This window comes from Arthrobacter globiformis (genome assembly GCF_003261175.1).
GTDB classification, from domain to species: domain Bacteria; phylum Actinomycetota; class Actinomycetes; order Actinomycetales; family Micrococcaceae; genus Arthrobacter; species Arthrobacter globiformis_A.
This window is the reverse complement of record NZ_QLNP01000098.1, coordinates 96849-120596: the sequence shown is the minus strand read 5'-3', so window position 1 is coordinate 120596 and position 23748 is coordinate 96849. Positions and strand designations below refer to the sequence as shown.

Annotated in this window: 20 protein-coding genes; 10 read left to right on the top strand and 10 right to left on the bottom strand. The window is 67.4% G+C overall.

The window, feature by feature from the left end; all coding sequences use genetic code 11:
* Window positions 1–25: 25 nt before the first annotated feature.
* Entirely contained in the window at window positions 26–1417 is a 1392-nt protein-coding gene (locus tag DBZ45_RS17130) for a sensor histidine kinase (protein ID WP_111905069.1), read from the bottom strand.
* Window positions 1410–2912 carry a BTAD domain-containing putative transcriptional regulator gene (locus tag DBZ45_RS17125; protein ID WP_223257136.1) on the bottom strand — a complete coding sequence of 501 codons (1503 nt, stop codon included), beginning with the start codon at window positions 2910–2912 and terminating at the stop codon, window positions 1410–1412. Before DBZ45_RS17125 ends, DBZ45_RS17130 begins: the two co-directional genes overlap by 8 nt.
* Window positions 2913–3470: 558 nt before the next feature.
* Here DBZ45_RS17125 and DBZ45_RS17120 point away from each other — a divergent pair.
* The 4 genes from DBZ45_RS17120 to DBZ45_RS17105 all read left to right on the top strand — a co-directional run bounded on the left by DBZ45_RS17120 (window position 3471) and on the right by DBZ45_RS17105 (window position 6752).
* Window positions 3471–5144 (top strand): sensor histidine kinase, encoded by a 1674-nt coding sequence (locus DBZ45_RS17120; protein ID WP_111905067.1) that lies wholly within the window; start codon window positions 3471–3473, stop codon window positions 5142–5144.
* A complete protein-coding gene (locus DBZ45_RS17115; protein ID WP_111905066.1) occupies window positions 5141–5851 on the top strand; it encodes a response regulator transcription factor in 711 nt (236 codons plus the stop codon). Before DBZ45_RS17120 ends, DBZ45_RS17115 begins: the two co-directional genes overlap by 4 nt.
* A gap of 105 nt (window positions 5852–5956) precedes the next feature.
* A complete protein-coding gene (locus tag DBZ45_RS17110) occupies window positions 5957–6379 on the top strand; it encodes a hypothetical protein (RefSeq protein ID WP_111905065.1) in 423 nt (140 codons plus the stop codon).
* A 55-nt stretch (window positions 6380–6434) separates the two neighbouring features.
* Complete coding sequence (locus tag DBZ45_RS17105; RefSeq protein WP_111905064.1) at window positions 6435–6752, top strand: hypothetical protein; 318 nt, start codon at window positions 6435–6437, stop codon at window positions 6750–6752.
* A 112-nt stretch (window positions 6753–6864) separates the two neighbouring features.
* On the opposite strand, the gene DBZ45_RS17100 is transcribed toward DBZ45_RS17105, so the two are convergent.
* Both DBZ45_RS17100 and DBZ45_RS17095 read right to left on the bottom strand, forming a co-directional pair.
* Window positions 6865–7260, bottom strand: coding sequence for a hypothetical protein (locus DBZ45_RS17100; protein ID WP_111905063.1), 396 nt, complete (start codon window positions 7258–7260; stop codon window positions 6865–6867).
* 75 nt (window positions 7261–7335) lie between these two features.
* A complete protein-coding gene (locus tag DBZ45_RS17095; RefSeq protein ID WP_111905310.1) occupies window positions 7336–7521 on the bottom strand; it encodes a hypothetical protein in 186 nt (61 codons plus the stop codon).
* A 116-nt stretch (window positions 7522–7637) separates the two neighbouring features.
* Here DBZ45_RS17095 and DBZ45_RS17090 point away from each other — a divergent pair, with 116 nt between their 5' ends.
* The 5 genes from DBZ45_RS17090 to DBZ45_RS17065 all read left to right on the top strand — a co-directional run bounded on the left by DBZ45_RS17090 (window position 7638) and on the right by DBZ45_RS17065 (window position 13322).
* Window positions 7638–8588 carry a phosphatase PAP2 family protein gene (locus DBZ45_RS17090; protein ID WP_111905062.1) on the top strand — a complete coding sequence of 317 codons (951 nt, stop codon included), beginning with the start codon at window positions 7638–7640 and terminating at the stop codon, window positions 8586–8588.
* Between the two features lie 145 nt (window positions 8589–8733).
* A complete protein-coding gene (locus DBZ45_RS17085; protein ID WP_111905309.1) occupies window positions 8734–9591 on the top strand; it encodes a class I SAM-dependent methyltransferase in 858 nt (285 codons plus the stop codon).
* Entirely contained in the window at window positions 9588–10859 is a 1272-nt protein-coding gene (locus DBZ45_RS17080; protein ID WP_111905061.1) for an aminotransferase class I/II-fold pyridoxal phosphate-dependent enzyme, read from the top strand. Before DBZ45_RS17085 ends, DBZ45_RS17080 begins: the two co-directional genes overlap by 4 nt.
* A gap of 804 nt (window positions 10860–11663) precedes the next feature.
* The gene (locus tag DBZ45_RS17070; RefSeq protein ID WP_111905059.1) at window positions 11664–12272 is read left to right on the top strand and encodes a hypothetical protein; all 609 of its coding nucleotides are present in this window, start codon (window positions 11664–11666) and stop codon (window positions 12270–12272) included.
* A gap of 369 nt (window positions 12273–12641) precedes the next feature.
* Window positions 12642–13322 carry a hypothetical protein gene (locus DBZ45_RS17065; protein WP_111905058.1) on the top strand — a complete coding sequence of 227 codons (681 nt, stop codon included), beginning with the start codon at window positions 12642–12644 and terminating at the stop codon, window positions 13320–13322.
* Here DBZ45_RS17065 and DBZ45_RS17060 read toward each other — a convergent pair.
* The 6 genes from DBZ45_RS17060 to DBZ45_RS17035 all read right to left on the bottom strand — a co-directional run bounded on the left by DBZ45_RS17060 (window position 13276) and on the right by DBZ45_RS17035 (window position 21267).
* Complete coding sequence (locus DBZ45_RS17060; protein WP_223257135.1) at window positions 13276–14745, bottom strand: MFS transporter; 1470 nt, start codon at window positions 14743–14745, stop codon at window positions 13276–13278. The two genes, DBZ45_RS17065 and DBZ45_RS17060, sit on opposite strands and share 47 nt — an antisense overlap.
* A gap of 11 nt (window positions 14746–14756) precedes the next feature.
* Window positions 14757–16508: an ATP-binding cassette domain-containing protein gene (locus DBZ45_RS17055; protein WP_111905057.1), complete on the bottom strand. Its 1752-nt coding sequence runs from the start codon at window positions 16506–16508 to the stop codon at window positions 14757–14759.
* Window positions 16501–17346, bottom strand: coding sequence for an ABC transporter permease (locus DBZ45_RS17050; protein WP_111905056.1), 846 nt, complete (start codon window positions 17344–17346; stop codon window positions 16501–16503). Before DBZ45_RS17050 ends, DBZ45_RS17055 begins: the two co-directional genes overlap by 8 nt.
* Window positions 17339–18280: an ABC transporter permease gene (locus DBZ45_RS17045; RefSeq protein ID WP_111905055.1), complete on the bottom strand. Its 942-nt coding sequence runs from the start codon at window positions 18278–18280 to the stop codon at window positions 17339–17341. The genes DBZ45_RS17050 and DBZ45_RS17045 overlap by 8 nt, the downstream gene beginning before the upstream one ends.
* Before the next feature lie 37 nt (window positions 18281–18317).
* Window positions 18318–19865 (bottom strand): ABC transporter substrate-binding protein, encoded by a 1548-nt coding sequence (locus DBZ45_RS17040; RefSeq protein ID WP_111905307.1) that lies wholly within the window; start codon window positions 19863–19865, stop codon window positions 18318–18320.
* A gap of 190 nt (window positions 19866–20055) precedes the next feature.
* Window positions 20056–21267, bottom strand: a complete 1212-nt coding sequence (locus DBZ45_RS17035) for an MFS transporter (RefSeq protein WP_111905054.1) — start codon at window positions 21265–21267, stop codon at window positions 20056–20058.
* A gap of 214 nt (window positions 21268–21481) precedes the next feature.
* On the opposite strand from DBZ45_RS17035, the gene glgX reads away from it, so the two are divergent.
* Window positions 21482–23647: a glycogen debranching protein GlgX gene (gene glgX, locus DBZ45_RS17030; protein ID WP_111905053.1), complete on the top strand. Its 2166-nt coding sequence runs from the start codon at window positions 21482–21484 to the stop codon at window positions 23645–23647.
* Window positions 23648–23748: the final 101 nt, after the last annotated feature.

Below are 23748 nucleotides of genomic sequence, written 5' to 3'. Positions count from 1 at the left end.
GGCGTGGCCGCCGCCATTCAGTGAGTCATGTTGAGGGGACCGGCTCCTGTTCGTGCTCGACGGCGGCCGGAACCTTGGTGCCCCCGACTCCGAAGCGCGCGATCACCGTGGTGCCCCGTCCGGGAGCGGACATCAACTGGAGCGTGCCGCCGGCCTCGCCGATGGTGTCCTTCATGATGCGCAGGCCGAAGTGTCCTTCCGGCGACCCCTGGCTCTGGTCGAAGCCGCAGCCGTCGTCCTGGATGCGGATCTCCGAACGGTGGCCGTCCTGATGGAGGTGGAGCTCAGCCTTGGTCGCCCTGGAATGCTTGGCGGTGTTGGCCAGGGCCTCACGGGCCACCCGGTAGAACAGCGCCGCCCGGTCCCGGTCCAGCTCACACTGCTCCGGCAGGTCGAGCTCGAGGCTGATCCCGCGTTCCTCGAGCGGATCGCCGAGCCGGGCGAGCGCCCCGGAGAGGCCGAGGCGGTTCAGGTCCGGCGGGTACAGCTCGCTGGTCATGGCGCGCAGGCTGCGGACGTTGTCCTGCAGGATCCGGCGGGCGTCGGAGAACAGCGCACGCTGGCCCACCGGGCTGTGCAGTTCCTCGGACTCCATCACGTAGGACAGGCCCGAGAGCTCCTGGATCACTTCGTCGTGCAGGTCCCGGGCAATGCGCTGGCGCTCCAGCTCGGAGGCTTCGATGGCCCGGCGCAGCAGGCGGCTCCGGCCGGCTTCATAGGCCTGGATCCTGCGGGCGAGCTGGACTGCCGGGAACAGCTGTGCCAGCTGCAGGACAGCAAGTGACAGCAGGAACGGCGGGGCCATGCCGAACAGAACGGCAGCCTGCTCCTGGCGGACACCGTCGTCGTCGTAATAGCACTCAAAGACAAGTTTCTGCCCGTCGGGAGCCACGACGGGCACGTAGACCTCCACGAGCTCACCGTTTTCGACGTCGGGCGTGTTGACCTCGTCCTTTTGCGTCTCCAGGTTGGCGGGGACGTCCCCGCCGTCCAGGATTTCCTGCGCCTCGTGCGGCAGGTCGAAGGTCTTGCCGATCAGTTTCGAATCTTCAGAGTAGACAATGCGCCCGTCCTTGTCCCACAGCCTGATCTCGAACACCGAGGTCTCCCCCATCCAGGGACGGAGGCGCTCGTCGAGCCGTTCAACGGCAGTGGGTTCGCCGGACAGGACTTCCTTGTCCAGCAGCGGCCCCACCACGTTGTTGGCCAGGTGGTCGGTGGCTTCCTTGGAGTTCTCCAGCGCGTGGCGTTCCGCCTCGGACCAGATCCAGAAGGCCACCGGGGTGGTGACCACCACCAGGGCAACCAGCCCCATCAGCAGGAACCGCCGGACGGCCTTGAAAACCTCGGAATTGTGATAGGCCGGCGATTCGAACGGGCGGAACAGAGCAGGTTTGCGGAGCGATGGCCTAGCCATTTGATGGCTGCTCGAGCATGCCGCGCCGTGACGCTTCCATGACCGATTCGAGCTGCGAGTGGGTGCCGAGCTTCGCGAAGATTGCCTTCACGTAGCCGCGGCAGGTGTTGAGGGAGATGTCCAGCTTGCTGGCCACTTCCTTCGACCCGTGGCCACCGGCCATGAGCCGAAGGACGTCCAGTTCGCGGGGCGTCAGGACGGGTCCGCCGGGCTCCACTTCGCGGACCACGGGGGCCGGAGCGGGGGTGGACATGCCCAGCTGGGCCACCAGCGAGGGGTGCACCACCATGTTGCCGGCCCGCGCGTAGCGGAGGGTGTCCAGGAGGGTGGACAGCGATCCGCCCTTCGGCAGGAAGGCGCAGATACCCATGGAGGCGGCGGTCCGCAGCGCTTCCGGCGTCGGGTCGCCGGTGAGCATGACGATCCGGGTGTCGGGGGCGTCGGCCAGGATGCGGGCAGCGGCAGTGAGGCCGTCGCCGTCGGGCAGGTGGAAGTCCATGATCACGACGTCGGGCTTGAGGGCGATGCTCTGCTCCACGCCGCTCTTGGCGGTGGTAGCCGAGGCGACGCTCCGCAGGTCCGGTTCGCGGTCGAGGGCTGCCGTCAGCAGTTCGGTAAACGTGCTGTGGTCGTCGATGGTCAGGATGCTGATTTCCCGGGTGACTTGGGAAGTTGCCGGGGGCTGGGCACCTGAATCTGTGAGGTCCATGTCATCCTCGCTGGCGGCTGTTGCCTGGAGCAGCCGGGCGTGCGCTTCGCGAAGCGGGCGTCCGGGGAGGCAGCCGATCTCCTGGTCCATGACCCGGCGGCAGCGCCCGTAGGCCCGCAATGCTTCCATGTACTGCCCGGATTCTTCCAGACCCAGGATCAAGGCGGTCCAGGCGCGCTCGTTGATGGGATCGTCCACGAGCAGTTCGCTGGCGAGGGCCACTGCGCGCTCCGGGTGTCCGACGGCGACGGCTGCTTCCGCGGCCCGTGCCTTGATGCTCGCGACGCGGGCTGAGTGGAGCGAACGCTCTTCCTCTGCCCAGCCGGCCAGCAGCTCATCGCCGAGCAGTGGCACGGAGGCGATGCCGAGGGCCTTCTCGAGCAGCCGGAAGGATTCCTCTGGTGAGGCGTGCCCCGCCTGCTTCAGAAGCTCATCGAACCGATCGAGGTCCAAGTCAACCATGGCGCGGTCGATCATGTAGCCTCCGGTGACTGTGCGGAGGGCTCCGCCCTTGCCGCTCCCGGGCTGAAGGTGGCGGCGCAGGACGCTGACGTAGCTTTCCAGAGTGGACAGTGCCTCGGACGGCGGCTGGCCATTCCACAAAACTTCGATCAGGTGGTTCTTGGAGACCGGGGTCCCCAGCTTGAGCAACAGGATTTCAAGGACCTGGCGGGGCTTGGGCCCACCAAGCTCGTGGGATCCGATCTCCACGCCGCCGCGGCGGACACGGAGCGGGCCCAGGATGTTGATGGACAACTTCGTCGTTGTTCCACCAGCGTCTTCCATTGAGTTTGGAAGGTACTCGTCGTCGTTAACTCTCCGGGACCAACGAGTATCTTCTGCAACAGTTTGTACCATTTTGTGCACCTACTATCCCCATGAACTGCATTCCCCATGAATGGCTTGGATTCATACTTGTCACTCGGGCAAGTGTGGGCACGAGTAGCGAGTACTCGACTTTCGGCTGGGCCACTACTTGGTTGCTTTCGCATCAAGCGGGCCACCACCAGGCTGGGGTGGCCCACGGCTCCCCTGGAACCTCCTGCCGGGAATGCAGCGGCGCCGCAGACACCAAGTTTTTCCCAAGAACCCGGGGCTAGATTCGTATTACCGCAGTAACAGCGGTGCTATTGCGGTTTTCATCCCCGGAGGACCGCCGAATCAGCGTGAAATGGGTGATCCAATGAGACAGACCATGGCCGGGCCGGGTACAACCAAGTATTCCGAGTACTCGGCGATGAGCGTCTCTGCCGGCGACCCCCGATTTCAAAAAAATTTTGCGTGGCCAGCCCTGCCTCGCGACGTGTTACGTGCATCACACGTCAGATTCGCCCGGGTGGTCCCATGAACACGGCCGGCGCGCTGCGCACGGAAGTCCACTCCGTCCGCTTCCGGCTGCTGGCCACGCTGCTCGTCTTCATGGCCGTGGGCCTGTTTGTCGCCGGCGCCGCCACCCATGCCGCCCAGCTGAACAGCCTCAATGACCGCGTCAATGCCGAGCTCCAGGTGCCGCGCAAGAACCTGGACGCGCTGGCCAAGCGCGGCCAGCCCAATTCCGGCGCACCTTATGCCTCCCTGAACAGCCTCTTTACAACCTATCTGCGCAGCGGTGCTCCCGGGGGCTACGTGTCGGTGATGACCGTGGTCCGCGGCCGCAGCGTCATCCTGCCTGCCGGGGAGCAGCCGACCAAGCTCAGAACGGCCGCGATCACCGACAACATGTGGGACTGGAGTGTGCCCCGTCAGACCGTGATGCGGGACATCGACCTCGACGGCCGGCAGGTCCGCCTGGCCATTACGTCGGTGTCCCTGCCGGGCGGCCGCCCAGACCAGGGTCTTCTGATTACCTCGAGCGAGATCGGAGCCCAGCGCGAGGAGGTTTTCGCTTCGATGTGGACCTTTGCCCTGGCGTCCGCCGTCACGCTCGCAATGACCGGCCTGGTGGGTTATCTGGTCACCGGGCGGCTGCTGCGCCCCGTCCGGCGGCTCCGCGAGGCCACGGAGGCCACGACATTTGAGGACCTGAGCAAGCGGGTGGAAGTGCCGGCCAGCACTGACGACATCGCTCAGCTGGCCATGAACTTCAACCGAATGCTCGAACGGCTGGAATCCGGATCGGACAACCAGCGCCGCTTCGTCCACGACGCCAGCCACGAACTGCGCACCCCCATGACGATCATCCGCGGGTACCTGGAGCTGCTCCGCAGTGGGGACCCCAACGACGTGGACCAGACCCGCGAGCTGCTCCTGGACGAACTTGACCGGATGCAGGTGCTGGTGGATGACCTGCTGCTGCTTGCCCGCAGCGGCCGGCCCGACTTCGTGACGCCCGCCTGGGTGGAGGCGGATGACCTCCTGGAGGATGTCCTCAACCGCGTCCGGGTCCTCGGCGAGCGGCAGTGGCGGCTGGAGGCCAGGCCCGGCGGCCTAATCCGCGCTGACCGCCGCCGGCTCACCCAGGCGCTGGAACAGCTCGCCGCCAATGCGGTCAACCACACGTCCGAGTCGGACCAGATATCCGTTGGCGGCGCCTGGGTGGAGGACGACGGCGGCGCTCCCCAGGGCGGGCGGGCAGTAGTTGTCCGCGAGCTGGCAGCGCGGCACCGCGCGTCCAGGGAGCTGGAAATTTGGGTCTCGGACACCGGCACGGGGATTCCGGCGGACGAGCATGAGCGCATATTCGAACGCTTCGGCAAGGGCAGCAATTCGGCGGCCACGGAAGGCTCGGGCCTGGGCCTTTCCATCGTCAAAGCCATCGCCGAGGCGCACGGCGGCACTGTGCTTCTGGAGTCGGAGGAGGGCAAAGGCAGCCGCTTCACGCTCCGGATACCGTCCGGCGGCACAGATGAGAGCGATGAAACGGATGGCTCCGTCGCGGCGGACACCGGCGGCGACACCGAGGGCTTCGACGCACAAGGTGATGCGCGGCCCAAGAAACGGCGCCGGGGCGGCAAACCGAAGCTGGCCGGGCCGGCGTCGGGCATTGAACTGGCCATCCGGGCTGGAGGTACGCCTTGACGCGGATCCTGATCGCCGACGACGAGCCCCGCATTGCCGCCTTCCTCGCCAAAGGCCTCACAGCGGCCGGCTACACCACCACCCAGGTCTTCGACGGGGTGAAGGCGCTGGATTACGCCACGTCCGGGGAGTTCGACCTCCTCATCCTGGACATCACCATGCCGAGGATGGACGGTCTTACCGTCCTCAAGAACCTCCGGAACATGCGCTCAACGATTCCGGTGATCGTGCTGACGGCGGCAGACAGCCTTGAGAGCACTGTGGCGGCGCTCGACGGCGGTGCGGATGACCACATGACCAAGCCCTTCCGGTTCGAAGAACTGCTCTCCCGCATCAAGCTCCGGCTCCGCGGCGCGCAGGTGGTCGCTTCCGCCCCGACATTCGTCTGCGGCGACCTGTCCCTCGACGTGAACCTCCGCACGGCAGAGATCCGCGGCCGCGTGATCGACCTGTCCGCGAGGGAGTTCGTCATGGCACGGACATTCATGGAGAACGCCGGCAAGGTGCTCAGCCGCGAGCAGCTTCTGAGCCGGGTGTGGGGTTACCACTTCGAGGGGTCGTCCAACGTGGTGGACGTCTACGTACGGTACCTGCGGCACAAGCTGGGCGCGGACCGCATCCAAACCGTCCGGGGCGTGGGCTACCGTCTGGTGTGCCTTGGCGTTGATGGAACGAACGGGCATGGCGGTCCGGTTCAAACCCCTTAACCGCGCTAAACCCGGCCCCGCCCGGCGATGAGAAGACTCTCATCCGCGTCTCATCCCTGCCTCACCTTTACGCCTCAAAGTGAAAGCACGAAGGAGGGCCGGCCCATGAAGAAGTGGTCGTTGCTGAGCATTCCGCTGGTGGGTTTCGCCGGAATAACTGTCTGGGCGCAGGCTGTTGCCGGGGCTCCAACCGGCCTGGGACCGGGCGTGATTGTTACCGAGGTGGCTCCCCGTCACTCGGTCCAGGAGCTCGACCCATCCACGGGAAATCGGCGGCTGACGCCGGCCACCGGCCCCGCTGCCACGCCCAAGACCACGTCTCCGGCGCTTAAATCGGCTCCGCTGAACGAAGCCACCCCCTCTCCGCTCTCCACGAAAGCAGCGGAGCCCGGCGTCGAGTTCGTGGAACCGGCGCAGGTCACTTCCCCGGCACCGGCACCCACCGACGATTTAGCGTCCTCGAGCCAACTCGAGGACAAAGGCGGTCTCTCCAGCAACAACGGCAGGAGTGGCAGCAGTAATGGCTAGGCGTACCCGGAGGCAGTCCGCAGAAGCAGTTTCTCCCCGCAAGAAGGAGCCAGTGATGCATACGGAATTCCGCGACCTGTATGAACCCATCCCGCCGGAGCGGTGGGGGACGACGGTCGACGCTGCCTTTGGCGAGCCGACGACTGTCATGGTGGACGACTCCGAGCTCCATCAACAGGTCCTGGATATTATCCACAACGTGCTCGCCACGGCTGATCCGCGGTCGGAGGTCCGGCGCCGGCTCCTGCGCCATCTGGCGGAGAACCCCGGGCATCCCGAACAGGCGCTGCTGGACCACCTGCGGGACCGGAACCGACGCGGCGGACGTCCCGCACGCGCTGGCCGGGCCGCAACAGTGGACCCGCACGTCTAGCTGGCGAACAAGGCAGCACCGGCTGCCCCACGGACCGGGTACCCGCCGCGGCACGGGTACCCGATGTATGTCCGGCCCGGGTTGGTTCATCCGGGCCGGACTTGTCCGGGCCTCACAAGAGCAGCAGCACGAAGCCCCCGACGGTGCTCAGGATGCCCACTCCGGTGAGGATCCAGCCGAGGACCAGGATGACGTTGTCGTGCTTGGGCGGTTTCAGGCCCCAGCGTGAAGGGTGGCAGAGGTCGTAATGGAGTTCCACCTGGGTGCCGGCCACGAGGCCCCGCGCAACGTCGGAGTCCACCAGGGTCTGGCGCGGGACGTTCTCCTGGTCGGTCCAGCGGAAGCCGGTGAAGCCGCCGGCGGTGTAAACCTCGCCCGTGGTCTTGGTCCAGGCGCAACGGCGCCGTTCGATAATGAGTCCCCATACGAGCAACGGCACGCCGGGGAGGAAGCCCACCCACGTCATCATTTCCAGGATGGGGCCAAGTACATCCGCGAGACCGCCCATGCACCAACTTTAGCCGTCCGCCGGCCTGCGTTTAGCACCCGGAACAGGCCCAGGTTCAGGCCCCGGTTCAGGCCGTCAGCTGCCGGTTTCCTCGGGATGCTCCCGGGCGCGCTTGGCCTCGGGGGTCTCGCCCTGCTGCGGGATGAAATCCGGGTCCAGCTTGGTGCTGAGGTCGGTTTCGTCGCGGCCGGTGTCGCGGTCGGATTCTGCGCGACCGGGCTCGTCGGAAACAGTGCGGGTCTCGTCTGGGTTTTCGGTCATGCCCCCAACGTAATCCCCCCGCCCTATGTAGTCGAGCATCAGGGAAGGCCGGGCGAACATGACGCACTTACCCGCCTGACAGGCGTCTCCCAGCAAACTGTGACACCCTTGTTACGATGACTTTCCAGCTCAGGGACCCCCGCCGTAAGAAACAGGGCCGCCAGCAGCAGGGCCGTCAGAAGCCCCCCCGGCCTGCCGGACGGATGCGCCTCGCAGCGGGCACCGGCTTCCTCTTCGCCGTGGCCACCCTTGCCTGCGCCACTGGGCTCGCGGCCACGTACTACTACTTCGTCCGAACCACGACGGGCCAGTTCATCGACGAGTCCGCCCTGGTGGAGGCCGTGGATATCCACGGGCCCGCGGGCAAGGTGACCACCCGGTTCCTGGACTTGCTGCCTACCATCTCCCTGGTGATGGCCGCCGTCGTCGTTCTTCTAGTAACGGTGATTCACCGCCGATGGCGGGCCGCGGGTATTGCCGTTGCGGCGTGCGTCGCGGCGAACATCGCAACGCAGGTGCTCAAGGACCTGCTGCCGGTGCGGCCGGACCGGGGCGTGGAGACGCTGGAGTTGAACTCGCTGCCGTCCGGTCACACCACGCTGGCGGCGTCCGCGGCGGCAGCCGTGTTCCTGATGTCGTCCCCGCGGTGGCGGCCGCTGGCCGGCTTTGTCGGCGGCACTTTTGCGATCGCCTCGGGCATGTCCACACTCGTGAACCAGTGGCACAGGCCGGCGGATGTGGTGGCGGCATTCCTGGTGGTGGGCTGCTTTATGATTCCCGCGGGCTGGCTGATTCTTCGCAACGACGGCCACGAATGGAACGTCTGGGACGGCTTCGGCGGCCACTGGGGTTCGGCGCGGCTGTGGATCGGGCTGCCGATGGTGCTGGGGCTGGCGTCGGCAGCGGTGTCCGTGTACTCGCTGGTCATGATCGCCCCGGGAATCGGTCACGAGGCCAGTACCACCAACTACTTCTCGGCCGGCATCTCGCTGATCGTGATCGCCGGGTACCTGGCCACCGTGGCCACTACGTCGCTGTTCGCGTACGCCGTCCGACGCCGAAACTAACCAGGGCGCCGGCGTGCCCTCCCCTGTCCCCACCGCCCGCAACCTTTACAACCCCGGCCGGGGAGCCGACAATAAGTCGCACCACAGCCTCCACTGGCTCAACAGTGCGCTGAAACTGGACCTGCGAGAGCAGAGGTGCGCGGACATGAACGACCAGGCCGAGGCGGACAAAGCCCTGAAGGAAAAGCACCGGGCCATGTGGGCGCAGGGCGACTACCCTGCCCTCGCCAACGAGCTCGTTGCGGATCTGGGCGCCATCCTGGTGGAAGCCTGCAACATCAAACCGCGCCAGCGCGTCCTGGATGTCGGCGCGGGCGCCGGCAATGCGGCCATCCCGGCGGCCATGATGGGTGCCCGGGTGGTAGCCAGCGACCTCACCCCGGAGATGTTCGACGCCGGCCGCCGGCAGGCCGCCGACCGCGGCGTTGAGCTCGAGTGGGTGGAGGCCGACGTCGAGAATCTCCCGTTTGCGGACGGCGAGTTCGACGTGGTCATGTCCTGCCTCGGCGCCATGTTCGCCCCGCACCACCAGGCGAGCGCCGACGAACTGGTGCGCGTCTGCAGGCCGGGCGGGACCATCGGGCTGCTGCACTGGACCCCGGAAGGCTTCATCGGCCAGATGTTCGCCGTCATGAAGCCGTTCGCGCCGCCCCCTCCGCCCGACGCGCAGCCGCCGCCGCTGTGGGGCAGTGAGGACCATGTCCGTGAGCTGTTCGGGGCCCGGCTGGGCGACATCCGGGCGCAGAAGCGGACCGTTGCCATCACGAGCTTCCGCCAGCCCGAAGACTTCCTGCACTACTTCAAGTCGCACTACGGCCCCACCATCTCCGTGTACAAGTCGCTGTCCGGCGACGACGGGAAAGCCAAGGCCCTGGACGATGCCCTCACGGAACTTGCCAGCACGTACATCGAAGCCCACGGCGATACGCCCGCGCAGATGGAATGGGAGTATCTGTTGCTCACGGCGAAGGCGAATGCCAAGCCCCAGGAAACCGGGCTGTGAAGGACTCCCCCGCCTCGCGCCGCGCCCTTGAGGTGGCCTCCATTCCGTCCTTTCAGAGGATCTCCGAGCACCTCAACCATTCCACCTACGCCCGCCGCAAACATCTTCCGGGCATCTGCGACTTCACCCTGGGCAACCCGCACCAGACGCCGCCGGACGCCTATGTGGACGCCCTCCGGGACGCGCTCCACCCGCATGACGACCAGTGGTTCGCGTACAAAACCAATGAGGTGGATGCCCGGGAGGCGGCCGCGGACTCGCTCAGCCGTCTGCTCGATGTTCCGTTCGAAGCCGAGGACCTGTACCTGACCACCGGCGGCTTCACAGCCATCGCCCTCGCGCTGAAGGCGGTTACCGATCCTGGCGACGAGGTCATCTACAGCCTGCCGCCCTGGTTCCTCTATGAGCCGCTCGCTGTCGAGGCCGGACTGGTCCCGGTCAAGGTCCGGATCGACCTCGAGACCTTCGACCTTGATCTGGCGGCCATTGAAGCGGCCATCACGGAGCGGACCCGGGTGCTGATCATCAATTCGCCGAACAACCCCACCGGCAGGATTTACCCGCCCGAACTCCTCCGCCAGCTGGCAACCCTCCTGGACGAGGCATCGGCGCGGATAGACCGGCGGATCTACCTGGTGTCCGACGAGCCGTACAACAGGATCGTTTTCGACGGTGCCCGCTTCCACAGCCCCGCGGAGTTCTATCCGTACACGCTCCTGGCTTACTCCTACGGCAAGACGCACCTGGCGCCGGGCGAGCGGATCGGGTACCTGGCGCTGCCGCCGAGCGTGCCGGACCGCAAGGAGCTCGGCATCGCCGTCGAGGCGATGCAGCTGGCCATGGGCTGGATCTACCCCAACGCCGTGCTGCAGTACGCGCTTCCGCGGCTGGAGACGTTCACCATCGACGTCGGCCGGCTGCAGCAGAAGCGGGACCGGTTGGTCCAGGAGCTGGGCGGGATGGGATACCGGCTCCGGCCACCCGAAGGCACCTTCTACCTGTTCATCCATTCCCCCATTCAAGACGACGAGGCCTTCACCGAGGCGCTAGGCCAGGAGGACGTCTTTGTGCTTCCGGGCGTCCTGTTCGAGACACCGGGGTTTTTCCGGATGTCCCTCACGGCCAATGAGGACATGGTGGAGCGCAGCCTGCCCCACTTCCGGGCAGCCATCGAACGGGCGGGGCAGGACCGCCCCGAAGACGCCGACATCAAACTTCCCACGGGACTTATCCCCGTCATCCCCGCCAACCCAAGGAAACTGCCATGAGCTGCATCGCCGGCGACAGAGTTGCGGGCCGGCGGACCCCTCAAGGATTGGGGGCGCCGGCCCGGCACGTCAGGGGGGTGCAATGCCGGGCCGGCCAGCTGGCTGAACGACCACTCGCGGCTGTGGCTTCGGACCAGATGGAAAAAGAGTGCCAGCGGTTCCTAGGAAATTCCCAGTCAACCTTGGGAGAACCGAGACCCCCCACCCAAACAGCGGCCGCTCGCCGCCGCGCACTGCTGACGCGTCCTCCGGTTTGGGGGGACCTCACCCTCTTCGGCAGTCCAAGGTTCACCGGTAAATCCACCATGACCTGACGCAACAATTACCCCAGACGGCACTTCCCCTTCACACCGGGATACTGCCGGCAACGCCGCCGGTCTCAGCGCATGCCGGAAGGGCCCGCGGGGCGGCGAAGGTGGAAGGTGAATAAGATGATGACCCCGGACCCGCACTCACCCGGTGACAGCCACTGGCAGTCCCACACGTCGGAGAGGCTGCCTGCCCATCAGGCTGCCGGCGGCCCAGCAGTTCCCGACCCGGCCTGGGTCAGCCATCGGCCAGCACAGCGCGCCCCCCAGGGCGGCATACTGCAGCGCCAACTGATGCGGCTCATCGGCGAAATCCTCGGCGACGAAGGGCTGAGACCGGACCTCCGGTTATCACTGCTCAGGCACGTTTCCGAGCATCCGGGACACCCCGAACAGGCAATGCTCGCGCATCTGCATGAGATCCAAGACGGAGGATGATGGCCGCCGGTTCCTGACTTCCCAAAAGCAATCTTTCCGACGACACATTGGAGGATCCATGAAAACCAGAGCAGCCCTCGTGCTTTCCGTGGCCGGGATCCTCGTGACCGGATCCGCCGCTCTCGCCGTCAACACCCAGGTACTGAGCACTGCGCCGTCCGGTACCGGCAACGCGAACAGCGTCCTCCTGCCCAGCAAGTCCAGCAGCACCGCGGCACCGACCGCCGCCGTCGTCGCGAAGGCTACGCCGAACGTGACGTCAGTAGTCGACGGCGGCAGCACAGTTCCCGCCCCCGCGAAGACCAAGGGGGCGCCGGAATCCGGTGACAGCAAGGGCGGCCGGCGGACGGCGCCGTCGCCGTCCCCGTCACCATCGTCCGAGTCCGAGCCCGAGCCCGAGCCCGAGCCCGGTGACGATCGAGATCATGAGGACGGCACTGTTACGGGCATGCCCGACGCCGGCCCTGCCGCGTCCCAGCCCGGCGGCACCATCGGTTCCCCGTCCGGGGGCGCCGGCGCTGCCGGGGATCCCGCCGTCGTCGCCGGCCAGACGGGGGACGACAAAGGCGGCCTTCGGACCGCCCCGGAACCGGGCGATGACAAGAGCGGGCAGCGCAAGGATTCCGGGTCCGGAGAAGACAGCGGCGGCCACGGTTTGGACGACTGAAGCGCGATTAACTCCGAGGCGAAACCCCCACGAGCGGGCCTTCTGCGCCCACGTGGAAGGCCCGTTAGCAGGACACGTCAATACCTGCAATAAGGCGAAATTCAGACCCGCCACGCCGTGGAATAAGGAACTCTTTCTTTGCCTAATCCACAAATCAACCTGTATCGTATTCATTTAGGTAGACCGAAACTCCTCTGGAGCCACAATCTTCAGGGGCCTCGCCCTGCATCGCAGCGCGCCAGCCACTCCCGGCCCCTCAAATAAATCCCCCAACTAGCCCAGCAACTCCCTGCTGTCCGGAACGCCCCGGTCAGCCCAGCTCCCGGCACCACTCTCAGGGGAGCACAACAGTGATGAAAGGCCGGCATTATGTTCGCCGACACCCGCACCACCTTGACCCGCCCTGAAACCCGTACCGCCGCAAATTCCGCGCCCAGGTATCAATCCCAGCGCCGACCAGTCACGGCCCGCCGCAACCGCGCCGCGCTGAGGACTCCCACGTCCCGCAAGCAGACCGTCCGGCTGGTGCTGCTGGGCGTCCTCTGCACCGCGGGCTGGCTTGCCTCCCTGCTGGTGGGGCACTTCGTGGAGTTCGGCCCGGTACTGCACCGCATCGGGCTTGCCGGCCACATCCTCGCCCTGGTGCTGGCCTTCGGCACCATCCTTGTCGTGGACTGGCTGGGCCTGCTGTGGCTTCTGGGCAAGGTGCACATGCATGCATCTCCCAAGCTTGAACGCGCAACAAAGCCGCTGATTTGGGGCGGCCTGGCGCTGCTGCTGGCATCCGGAGCGCTCATCCAGCCTGACATCACCAACCCAGTGACCGCCGTGAAGCTCGGCTGTGTGCTCATCCTGATGCTGAACGGCCTGGGCATCGCGCCGGCCATGCACAAGATGTTCGCACTTCCGCGGGAAACACGCTTTAGCGAACTGGGCCGCCGACTGCGCACGCGCCTGCTGATCGCACTCAGCATCTCGCAGGCCTGCTGGTGGACGGCCGTGCTCATCGGCCTCGTGAACAGCACGCTCCGCCGCTGGACTGGGATGTAACCACAACCCTGACGGTCCGCCCTCCCCCGTGCAGGCCGCCCTTGGGAATGGGGGCCGCATCCGTCGCCGTCCCGAGGGTGCTGCCGCGGTGAATCCCTTGCAGAAGCCGCGGCAGCATCAGGGCAGCAAGAACCGCGAGGCCCACCATCGGCAGCCACGGCGTTCCCGGCCACCAGTGGTTCCGGTCCGTCAGATCCAGCAGCCAGCCCAGCAGTGCATTCCCCGCCAGCACGGCGATGCCGCCACAGGTTGCGGACAGCCCGTAGTAGGCGCCGCGCCCCGAGGCCGCCCCTTCCGGCGGGATGAACCGCGGGATCAGAGACAGGATGGTGGGCCTGAGGAGCATGTGGCCGAGGATCAGGGCGCCGACGATGCCCGCCATCAGCGCCACGGCGCCGGCTTGCGTTGAACCAGTCGGCGCGGCCCCTCCCACTCCGGAATCTCCCGCCACAGCACCGTCGGCTTCCGCCTGGACGGACGTCAAAGCGGCGGCCGCCAAGGCAGCTGCCACCAGCAAGAAGCCTGCCGACATGGCCCGGCCCGCCCCCAGCCACTGGCCAACCGCGGCCACCGGCAGCTGCAGCAGCAGTGTCAGCACGGAGGCGAGCAGGAACAGCATGGCCAGCCACGAACCGTCCAGGCCCCGCCGGTCCAGCTCAAGCGGGAACGCGAAGTAGAGCTGGTTGTAGGCCACCATGTTGGTGCTGGCAAGCAGGCAGAACGCCACAAAGCGCCGGTCCTTCAGGCACCCGAGTGCGCTGCGAGACTGGCCCGGCGAGGCTTCCGGCTCCCCCGCTCCCGCAGTTTTCGGCTTCCCCGGTGACCTGGCGGGGAGGCGGAACCACAGCAGGACCGTCACCGCAACGAAGACGGCGATTCCCGCCGCCAGCGCCGCGTCAAAGCCCCACCCCAGCAGGGCCGCCCCGAGCAGCGGGCCAGCGAGGGCGCCCATCTCCCCCGTGATGGCCAGCCAGACGAACACCGAGCGCCGGCCCTTGCCCGCAGCCCGCCCCTTGGTTGCGTCGGCATGGGCACGGTCTGCATGCGCCCGGTCCGCATGGGACAGCTGGGACTCCAGGGCGGGCGAGAACAGCGCACCTCCCGCACCGGTGAGCACGGCGCCGAGGAGGAACAGCGTGAAATCCGACGCGGCCGCCAGGGTGGCGTACCCGGCGATGCGGACCAGGCAGCCGGTCAGGATCGCCCGCCGGGCACCCCACCGGTCGGCCAGCAGGCCGCCGAACAGGAACATCCCCTGCTGGCTGAAGGTGCGGGCGCCCAGAACAAGGCCGACGGCGGCGGCGTCCAGTCCGTAATCCCCGCCCATGGCGCCGGCCAGGAAGGGAATCACCGCATAGAAACCCAGATTGAACACCATCTGAGTGCCGAGCAGGATGCGCGTTTCAGGCAGGTATGACTTCAAACCCGGGGTCCCTAGGCGTCCCGGGCGCTGACGAGCTCCAGGGAACGCGAAGTCCCGGGCCGGCCGCCAGCCACATTCGCGCCGAGCATCCGATGAGCGCAGGCCGCCAGGTCACTGCAGGCCACTGGAGCAGCGCAGGCCGCCGGATGCGCGCGGGCCGCCGCCACCAACTCCTTGCTGTGCCCGTGCCGGGGGTTGGCAAAGAACTCGGAGGTGCCGGCCAGTTCCACCAGGGCACCCTGGTACAGCACTGCCACCCGGTGGCTCATGTACCGGATGACGTTCATGTCGTGCGAAATCATGATCAGCGAAAGTTGGCGGTCCCGGTGCAGGCGCAGCAGCAGGTCCAGGACCTTGCGTTGCGTGACGGCATCCAGCGCCGACGTCGCCTCGTCGCAGATCAGCACTGCCGGGTCCAGCAGCAGCGCCCGGGCGATCGTCAGCCGCTGCAACTGGCCCCCTGAACACTGGCTGGGGTACCTGTCCAGCAGATCGGGGTCCAGCTCAACGTCCCGGACGGCCTGCTGGATCCGCTCCCGGCGCCCGTCCGCCGTGCCCGTCCGCTGCCGGAGCAACGGCGCCTCCAGGCTGTCGAACAGTCTCATCCGCGGGTCGAAGGCGTCGTGCGGTTCCTGGAAGACGAGCTGCACCCCGGTGCCCGGGACGCCGGAACCAGCACTGCCGCCGTCGTTCTTGCCGTCCCCTGCCCGCAGTTTTCGGGTGATGCTGCCGCGGTCCGGGGCCTCAACCTCCACCAGCAACCGGGCCAGGGTGCTCTTCCCGGAGCCTGACTGGCCCAGGACGCCGAGGATCTCGCCTTCGCGGAGGCTCAGCGAGACGTCTTTCAGAGCCGGCTTGGCGCCCCGCCCCTTGGCGAACCGCTTGGTGACGCCGTCCAGCGCCAGGATGTCTCGGGACGGGCCAAGGCCGAGGGCCTCCCCGGCCACCACAATTCGACGGCGGGTGAGGGCGCATGCCTCCAGCAGCTCCCTGGCACAAGCAGTTTGGGGTGCGCCGATGACGGATCTGGCCGGGCCTTCCTCCTGGACGCGGCCGGCATCCATCACCACCACGCGGTCAGCGAACGCGGAGACGGTGGCAAGGTCGTGCGTGATGTAGAGGACGCCGAGCCCGTGCTGGCGCCGCTGGGTGTCGATCAGTTCCAGGATCTGCCGCTCCAGCACCTTGTCCAGCGCGGACGTCGGCTCGTCGGCGAGCAGCAGCTCCGGCTGCCCGGCCATGGCCACTGCCAGCATGGCCCGCTGCGCCATGCCGCCGGACAGCTGGTGCGGATACGCCCGGGCGACCCGCTCCGGGTCCTCGAACCCGGCGCTGGTGAGCAGCTCCAGCGCCTGCGCCCTGGCCTGGCGTCCGCGCAGACCGCGGTGCAGCTTCAAGGGTTCGGCCAGGTGGCTGCCAACGGTCATGCGGGGGTTGAACATCCGCTTGGGCTGCTGGTACAGCATCCCGATCCGGCCGCCGCGCAGACGGTTGAGCGCCGCGCCACTGGCCGCAAGGAGGTCGGTTCCGCCCAGGGTGATGGACCCCGACGCGGCTTGGATCTGCGGCGGCAGCAGTCCGAGAACGGACAGCGCGGTCATCGTCTTGCCGCTTCCGGATGCCCCCACCAGGGCGACGAACTCGCCCGGCGCCACGGTCAGGCCGACGCCGGAAAGCACCGGACGGGCGGACGAACCGGACGAAACCCCGGCGGGAGCCCGCAGGCTAAGGTGCAGGTCATCGATGATCAGGCCCTCAGGCATGGGTGGCCTCCGGTGCGGGGGCGGAAGCCAGCAGCAGCCGGCTGCTGGACATACGCGCCAGGTGCTGGCCGATGAGCGTGACGCACAGCGCCACCGTGAAGATCACCAGGCCGGGCGCAAGGATGGTCATCGGCGACCTCACGGCGTACGGCTGGGCGGCGGCGAGCATCGAGCCCCAGTCGGACTGCGGGGGCTGCACGCCCAGGCCCAGGTAGGACAGGGCGCCCACGCTGATCAGGAACTGCCCGAACCGGAGCGTGGCCTGTCCCAGCAGCGGGCCGGCCAGGTGGGGCAGGATGTGCCGCCGCACCGTGAACCACGGCGAGCAGCCCAGCACCCGGGCGGCCTCGATGAAGCCGCGGGCCGAGACGTCGTAGGCCAGCGCCCGGGCCAGCCGCGCGAAGGGGGTCCAGCCGGTGACGGTCAGGGCCAGCAGCAGGGACGGATAGCCTGCTCCCATCGCTGCCACCAGGAACAGTGCCACCACCATCTCCGGCATGGCCAGCAGGATGTCGTTGGTGCGGGTAAAAAACTCGTCCAGCCACCCCCGCCGGCGCGCGCTGAGGACGCCGACCGCCGTGCCGATGGCCGCGGTGAGCACCGTCGCCAGGGCGGCGATGGTCAGGGAGAACCGGCCGCCGTCGAGCAGCCGGCTCATGGTGTCGCGGCCCAGGTGGTCGGTGCCCAGCCAGTGGGCGCCGCTAGGCGCAGACAGCCGGGAGGCGAGGTCCTGTTCGGCGGACGGATAGGGCGCCATCCAGCCGGCCAGGGCCACGGACAGCACCACGACGGCCAGCACGCAGGCGGCAAGCCGGATGTGCAGGGGAAGGTTACGCATGCCGCATCCTGACCTGGGGGTTGAGGAGCCCGTGGACCAGGTCCGCGGCCGTGGTCAGCAGGACAGCCAGCCCGACGACCACCACCACTGCTCCCTGTGCCAGCGGAATGTCGCTGTTCAGGACGCCGTCGAACAGCAGCCGCCCCATCCCGGGGATCGCGAAGATGACCTCGACGATGACCGACCCGCCCAGCAGCCCCGCGAACCACACGGCCGCGAGCGTGGTGAGGGGCAGCAGGCCGTTCGGGATCACGTGCTTCCGCACGGTGTGGAAGTAGCTCAGTCCCCTGCCCCGTGCGGCGGTGACGTGGTCGGCGCCCAGCGCGTCGAGCATTCCCTCGCGCACCGCGGAGGTGAAATGGCTCGCCGGACGCAGGGCGAGGACCGCCACGGGCAGCACGGCCGACGTCGGGCCTTCCCACCCGGCGGACGGCAGCACGGACAGTTCGAGCGCAAAGACCAGCACCAGCATGGGCGCCAGCCAGTATTCCGGCATGGCGATGAACGCCTGGGAGACGGCGGTGATGGCCTTGTCCGCCGCCCGCCCCTCGTTCAGCGCGGCGGCAATGCCAAGGATCACCGCTATCAGAGCCGCCACGGCCAGCGTCATGACCACCAGACTGAGCGTGACCCAGAGGGCGGGCAGCACCTGGTCCACCACGGGCGTGCGGCTGGTGTAGGACAGGCCCATGTCGCCGCTCGCGAAGCGTCCCAGCCACCGCAGGTACTGGGTCCAGAGTGGATCCTGGAGCCCCAACTGGGCGGTCAACGCCTGGACGGCGGAATCATCGATCGCGTCGCCGGCCACCCGCGAGCGGATGATCTTGCGGACCGGGTCGCCGGGGGTGACGTACGGGATGAGGAACACCACGAAAGATGCCAGAAGAACGGCGACCACCAGGGCCGCCGTTCTCCTGGCGAGGAACAGCATCATGCCGGACCCTGCGCTCGGGGTCCGCGGTACGGGGGCGTCACGATCCGGACTTGGCCGTTTCGGCCCGGAGCACGTAGCGGGCCAGGGGGTCCTGGACGTGCGCCTGCAGGTCGGTGCGGACGGCGTCGGTGGCCTGCTCGTTGACCAGCCACACGTTCACGGCCTGGTCCTGGAGGATCTGGCCGGCCTCGGCGTACATCCGGTAGCGCGCCTGGGCGTCGGCCGTCGTCGCAGCCTGGGCGACCTTCTTGTCATACTCAGCGTTGCAGAAGTGGCTGAGGTTGTAGGTGCCGTCGCAGGTGTAGTCAGCGGTGAGGAAGCCGATGGGGTCGGCGATGTCGATCAGCCGGTTGCGCTGGCTCAGCACCATGTCGTAGTTGCCGGACAGCAGGTCCGGTTCCACGGCGGCGTACTCCTTGGTGGTGATTTTCACCGGAACGCCCACGGCCTTCAGGTTCTCCTGGATGACGGTTGCCACGTCAGCGAACTCCGCACGCTCCACGATCGCGATGATCTCCAGCGGACGGCCGGCGGTGTAGCCGGCGGAGGCGAGCAGCTTCTTGGCGGCGTCGAGGTCCTGCTTCGGCGTCTGGGCACCCTCGATGGCCCACGGCTCCGACGGCGCGAACGGACCGGTGGCCGGGACTGCAGCGCCTTCATAGACGCTGGCGGCCAAGGCGTCCAGATCGAGAGCCGAGCGCACCGCCTTGCGGAAGTCGACGTCGTCGAACGGGGCCTTGCCGTTGTTCATGTACAGCGTGGCGGTCCGCGGCGAATCCGCCTTGAGGACCTTGACGTCGGAGTCCGACTCCAGAGCGGCGAGGCCGGAGACGGGGATGGAGAGGGACACGTCCGCTTCGCCGGTCTGGACCTGTGCGGTACGGGTGGCACCGTCGGTGATGAAACGGATCTCTGCCCCGGCAAGCTGCACCTGGCCGCCCCAGTAGTTTTCGTTGCGGTCCAGGGTCAGGGACTGCTTCGGCTTCTCGGACACCGGCTTGAAGGGGCCGGTGCAGTGGCCGAACGGGTCGACGGTCTCGCCCTTGAAGGCGGCCGGCGACAGCACGCCGGTGTTGACGCTGGCCAGCCGGTAGGGAACCAGCGGGCTCTCCGTCGGCGTGGTCACGCGGACCGTATTTTCATCGAGGGCCTTGACCGCCTTGACCACCTTCGGGCTGAACGCGCGGGCGGGGACTTCGGCGTCCAGGACGTTCTGCAGCGAGGTCACCACCGCCTTGGCGTCCAGCGCGGCGCCGTCCTGGAACTTGACGCCCTCGCGGATCTTGAAGTCCCACTCGAGGTCGGAGACCTGCTTCCACTCCGTGGCGAGCGACGGCACGATCTTCCCCTGCGCCTCGTCGTAGCGGGTCAGCGTCTCGAGGCAACCGGACAGGGACAGGATGTAGGCGGCGTCGCTCTCCAGCGCCCAGTCCGCGACGGGTGCACGGAAGTTGTCGACGACGATCCGCTGGTCGGGGTCGGCCGCCTGGCTGGATTTGCCGGACTCGCCGCTGAAGCCGCAGGCGGACAGGGAGAGAAGCGCCACGAGCCCCACGGACACGGACAGCGGGAAGGAAGAGCGCAACGAAACCACCTAGATTCATGTCTGCGGCAACGGCAGACGCACAGCGAACGGCCGAAAAGGCCAAGCTGAGTGTAGGCTAACCTAACTTCTTCCGCCAAAGCGGATGCGTCATCTACCCAACTGACTAGCAATAGTTGTCGTTTTCAGCCGTCAAAACGACAGCAACTGCGAGTCAGTTGGGTGGGAAGCGTCAGTAGTTCCGGCGGTGCCTGAGCCTGGGAAGCACGACGGCGAACACACCTGCCGCCGCAAACCCCAGTACCCCGGTGGCCGTCACGCCGGCGCCGAGGGAGGCCACGGCCGTCACCGCGGAGAGGAGCACCGGCCCGCCGGCGGAGCCGGCGTCGGCCATGAACCGCCAGAGACCCAGGAACTGCCCGCGACCCAGGTCGGGCGAGAAGTCGGCACCCAGCGTCATCACCAGGCCCGAGCTGATCCCGTTGCCGAAGCCGATCAGCAGGGCCGCCAGCAGCAGGCTGGTGAACCCGCCGGTAAGCGGGATCAGCACCAGCGCCACGCCCATGATCAGCGTGGACGGGATGGCCACCCACTGCCGCCCGCGCCGGTCCATCACCTTGCCCGCGGGATAGAAGACGAGCATGTCGATCGCCCCGGAGAGCCCATACACCAGCGAGGCGTGGGCGGGGTCGAGGCCCAGGTGGTCGGCCCACAGCGGGATCACCACTTGCCGGGAGGCGCGGAGTGCGCTGAGCAGCAGGATGCCCATTCCGGCAGTCAGGAAAACGCCTGCATGGGAGACTGCCACGCCGCGCAGGGTGGGCTCCGGTCCGGTCTTGCCGTCAGTTCCGTGCACCGACACCAGATCGGGGACTGCCACGGCGAGGACGGCGGCCGCAGCCATGCCGGCCACGCCCACCCAGTACGCGCCGCTGATGCCGACGAAGGCCATGGCTGCGGCGCCGACGAACGGGCCAACAAAGGTTCCGATGCGGCTCACGCCGCCCAGCGTGGACAGGGCACGGGCGCGGAACTCCACCGGAACCGCTTCGGTGAGGTACTTCTGCCGGGCCAGGCTGAAGACGGCGGCAGACATCCCAACGACGGCCATCGCCACCGCGAGCAGCCAGAGCCCGTCGCTGATCACCAGGGACAGCCCGGCGGCCAGCAGCGCGAGCGCCCCCGCGGCGGCCGCACCCACGATGGACCACCGTTCGCCGAACTTCAGGGTGATCATCGAAGCCGGCAGGTTGAAGAACCACGAGCCCAGCCCCATGAGCGTGACGATCAAAGCGGCCACGGCAACGGATGCGCCCAGTTCACGGGCGGACAGCGCCACAACAGGGAGGATGGCGCCCTGGCCAACGCTGAACAGGAGGGCAGGGCCGAACGCCGGAACAGCGATGCCGCGAAGGCTGAAGGGCGGCGGGCTGTTCGGAGTCATCCCCTTTATCGTAGGCGGGGGCCGGGGCGGGACGGCGGAAACACGGGCTTCACGAGGCCGGAATCACAACGATTTGATTTATATCGCGCCGGGACCTGAATCTAGCTTGGCGAAAGTACTAAGTGTGCTTAGCCTTGGTTCAGGGCGAGGCGCGCGGACCCCAACTGGACATTGAGCATGGTTCCGAGACAACTGAACAGCCGCAGGAGTGATCATGGAAGTCTGGCCGGGCAGCGCGTATCCACTGGGTGCGACCTTTGACGGGATGGGGACAAACTTCGCGCTCTTCAGCGAGGCGGCCACCGCCGTCGAGCTGTGTTTGATAGCCGGAGACGGCACTGAAACGCGCGTCGAGCTCCTCGAAGCGGACGGGTATGTGTGGCACTGCTACCTGCCCCAGATCCAGCCCGGGCAGAAGTACGGATACCGGGTCCACGGACCCTATGACCCGGCCAGGGGCCAACGCTGCAACCCGAACAAGCTGCTTCTGGACCCGTATGCCAAGGCCGTCGCCGGGCAGGTGCACTGGCACCCGGCCATGTTCTCCCACAACTTCGGAGACCCGTCCTCCCGCAACGACCAGGATTCGGCGCCGCACACCATGCTGGGCGTGGTCATCAACCCGTTCTTCGACTGGGCCGGGGACCGGCCGCCCCGGATCCCGTACCACCGCTCCGTCATCTACGAGGCGCACGTCAAGGGCCTCACCGAGCTGCACCCCGAGGTGCCCAAAGAGCAGCGCGGCACCTATGCCGGCGTCGCCCATCCTGCCGTCATTGCGCACCTGCAGCGCCTGGGCATCACGGCCATCGAACTGATGCCGGTGCACCAGTTCGTCAATGACGGGACGCTGCAGGAGAAGGGGCTCAGCAACTACTGGGGTTACAACACCATCGGCTTCTTCGCCCCGCAGAACACGTACAGCTCGATCGGCCAGATGGGCCAGCAGGTCCAGGACTTCAAGGCGATGGTCCGCTCGCTGCACCGTGCGGGGATCGAGGTGATTCTCGACGTCGTCTATAACCACACGGCGGAAGGGAACCACTTGGGGCCCACCCTGAGCTTCAGGGGGATCGACAACGCCGCGTATTACCGCCTGGTGGAGGACGACAAGCAGTACTACGTCGACTACACGGGCACCGGAAATACCCTGAATGTCCGGCAGCCCCACTCCCTGCAGCTGCTGATGGACTCGCTGCGGTACTGGGTCACCGAGATGCACGTGGACGGGTTCCGCTTCGATCTTGCCGCCGCTTTAGCCCGGGAGTTTTACGACGTCGACAGGCTCTCCACGTTCTTTGAACTCGTGCAGCAGGACCCGATCGTGTCGCAGGTGAAGCTGATCGCGGAGCCGTGGGACGTTGGCCCGGGCGGGTACCAGGTGGGCAACTTCCCGCCGCAGTGGACGGAGTGGAACGGCAAGTACCGCGACACCGTGCGCGACTTCTGGCGGGGCGAGCCGGCCACGCTGGGCGAGTTCGCGTCACGGCTGACCGGCTCCGCCGACCTGTACGAGCGCTCAGGGCGGCGGCCCGTGGCGTCCATCAACTTCGTCACGGCCCACGACGGCTTCACCCTCCGGGACCTGGTCTCCTACAACCAGAAGCACAATGACGCCAACGGCGAGGGCAACCGCGACGGCGAATCGCACAACCGCTCGTGGAACTGCGGCGTGGAGGGCCCGACGACGGATCCGACGGTACTGGCGCTGAGGGCGCGGCAGCAGCGCAACTTCATCGCCACCATGCTGCTGTCCCAGGGCGTGCCGATGATCGCGCACGGCGACGAAATGGGCCGGACACAGCAGGGCAACAACAACGTCTACTGCCAGGATTCCACGCTCAGCTGGATCGACTGGGACGCCGTCGACTTGCCGCTCATGGACTTTACGTCCGCCGTGAACCGGCTGCGCGCCCAGCACCCCACGTTCCGGCGCAGCACGTTCTTCGACGGCCGGCCGGTCCGGCGCGGCAAGGGCGAGAAACTGCCGGACATCGTGTGGCTGAACGAGGACGGCATGGAGATGCTTCCCGAGGACTGGGGCCGCGGCTTCGGCCGGACCATCGGCGTGTTCCTCAACGGGGACGGCATCCAGGGCCGGGACGACCGCGGCCGCCGGATCACGGACGTGAACTTCCTGCTGTACTTCAACGCGCACGACGACGACATCAAGTTCACGCTCCCGGCGGTTGAGTTTGCGGAGGCCTGGGACATGGTGATCAACACGGCCGGCACCGGAGTGGAGCGCGGTCCGATCGGCGCCGGCTCGGTGCTGAAGGTGGCCGCCAAGTCCATGGCAGTCCTGCGCGCCCGCGACCTCACCCAGACCGAACCCAACCTCTCCGTGGCCCCCGGCCTGCAGTCCCCCGGCCCCGCCTAGCCCCGGCGCTCACCTCGCCGCGTAGCGGCTGAAGGCGCCGGCCGACGCCGCAGCAGGTCACGCGAAAATCACCCGGTGGAAACCGCCCGGCAATGTGCCGG

What these genes read in the sequence shown, in the direction of transcription:
- DBZ45_RS17130 (WP_111905069.1), bottom strand. Translation starts at nt 1,417, where the DNA reads ATGGCTAGGCCATCGCTCCGCAAACCTGCTCTGTTCCGCCCGTTCGAA.
- DBZ45_RS17125 (WP_223257136.1), bottom strand. Translation starts at nt 2,912, where the DNA reads ATGGAAGACGCTGGTGGAACAACGACGAAGTTGTCCATCAACATCCTG.
- DBZ45_RS17120 (WP_111905067.1), top strand. Translation starts at nt 3,471, where the DNA reads ATGAACACGGCCGGCGCGCTGCGCACGGAAGTCCACTCCGTCCGCTTC.
- DBZ45_RS17110 (WP_111905065.1), top strand. Translation starts at nt 5,957, where the DNA reads ATGAAGAAGTGGTCGTTGCTGAGCATTCCGCTGGTGGGTTTCGCCGGA.
- DBZ45_RS17105 (WP_111905064.1), top strand. Translation starts at nt 6,435, where the DNA reads ATGCATACGGAATTCCGCGACCTGTATGAACCCATCCCGCCGGAGCGG.
- DBZ45_RS17100 (WP_111905063.1), bottom strand. Translation starts at nt 7,260, where the DNA reads ATGGGCGGTCTCGCGGATGTACTTGGCCCCATCCTGGAAATGATGACG.
- DBZ45_RS17095 (WP_111905310.1), bottom strand. Translation starts at nt 7,521, where the DNA reads ATGACCGAAAACCCAGACGAGACCCGCACTGTTTCCGACGAGCCCGGT.
- DBZ45_RS17090 (WP_111905062.1), top strand. Translation starts at nt 7,638, where the DNA reads ATGACTTTCCAGCTCAGGGACCCCCGCCGTAAGAAACAGGGCCGCCAG.
- DBZ45_RS17085 (WP_111905309.1), top strand. Translation starts at nt 8,734, where the DNA reads ATGAACGACCAGGCCGAGGCGGACAAAGCCCTGAAGGAAAAGCACCGG.
- DBZ45_RS17070 (WP_111905059.1), top strand. Translation starts at nt 11,664, where the DNA reads ATGAAAACCAGAGCAGCCCTCGTGCTTTCCGTGGCCGGGATCCTCGTG.
- DBZ45_RS17065 (WP_111905058.1), top strand. Translation starts at nt 12,642, where the DNA reads ATGTTCGCCGACACCCGCACCACCTTGACCCGCCCTGAAACCCGTACC.
- DBZ45_RS17055 (WP_111905057.1), bottom strand. Translation starts at nt 16,508, where the DNA reads ATGCCTGAGGGCCTGATCATCGATGACCTGCACCTTAGCCTGCGGGCT.
- DBZ45_RS17050 (WP_111905056.1), bottom strand. Translation starts at nt 17,346, where the DNA reads ATGCGTAACCTTCCCCTGCACATCCGGCTTGCCGCCTGCGTGCTGGCC.
- DBZ45_RS17045 (WP_111905055.1), bottom strand. Translation starts at nt 18,280, where the DNA reads ATGATGCTGTTCCTCGCCAGGAGAACGGCGGCCCTGGTGGTCGCCGTT.
- DBZ45_RS17035 (WP_111905054.1), bottom strand. Translation starts at nt 21,267, where the DNA reads ATGACTCCGAACAGCCCGCCGCCCTTCAGCCTTCGCGGCATCGCTGTT.
- glgX (WP_111905053.1), top strand. Translation starts at nt 21,482, where the DNA reads ATGGAAGTCTGGCCGGGCAGCGCGTATCCACTGGGTGCGACCTTTGAC.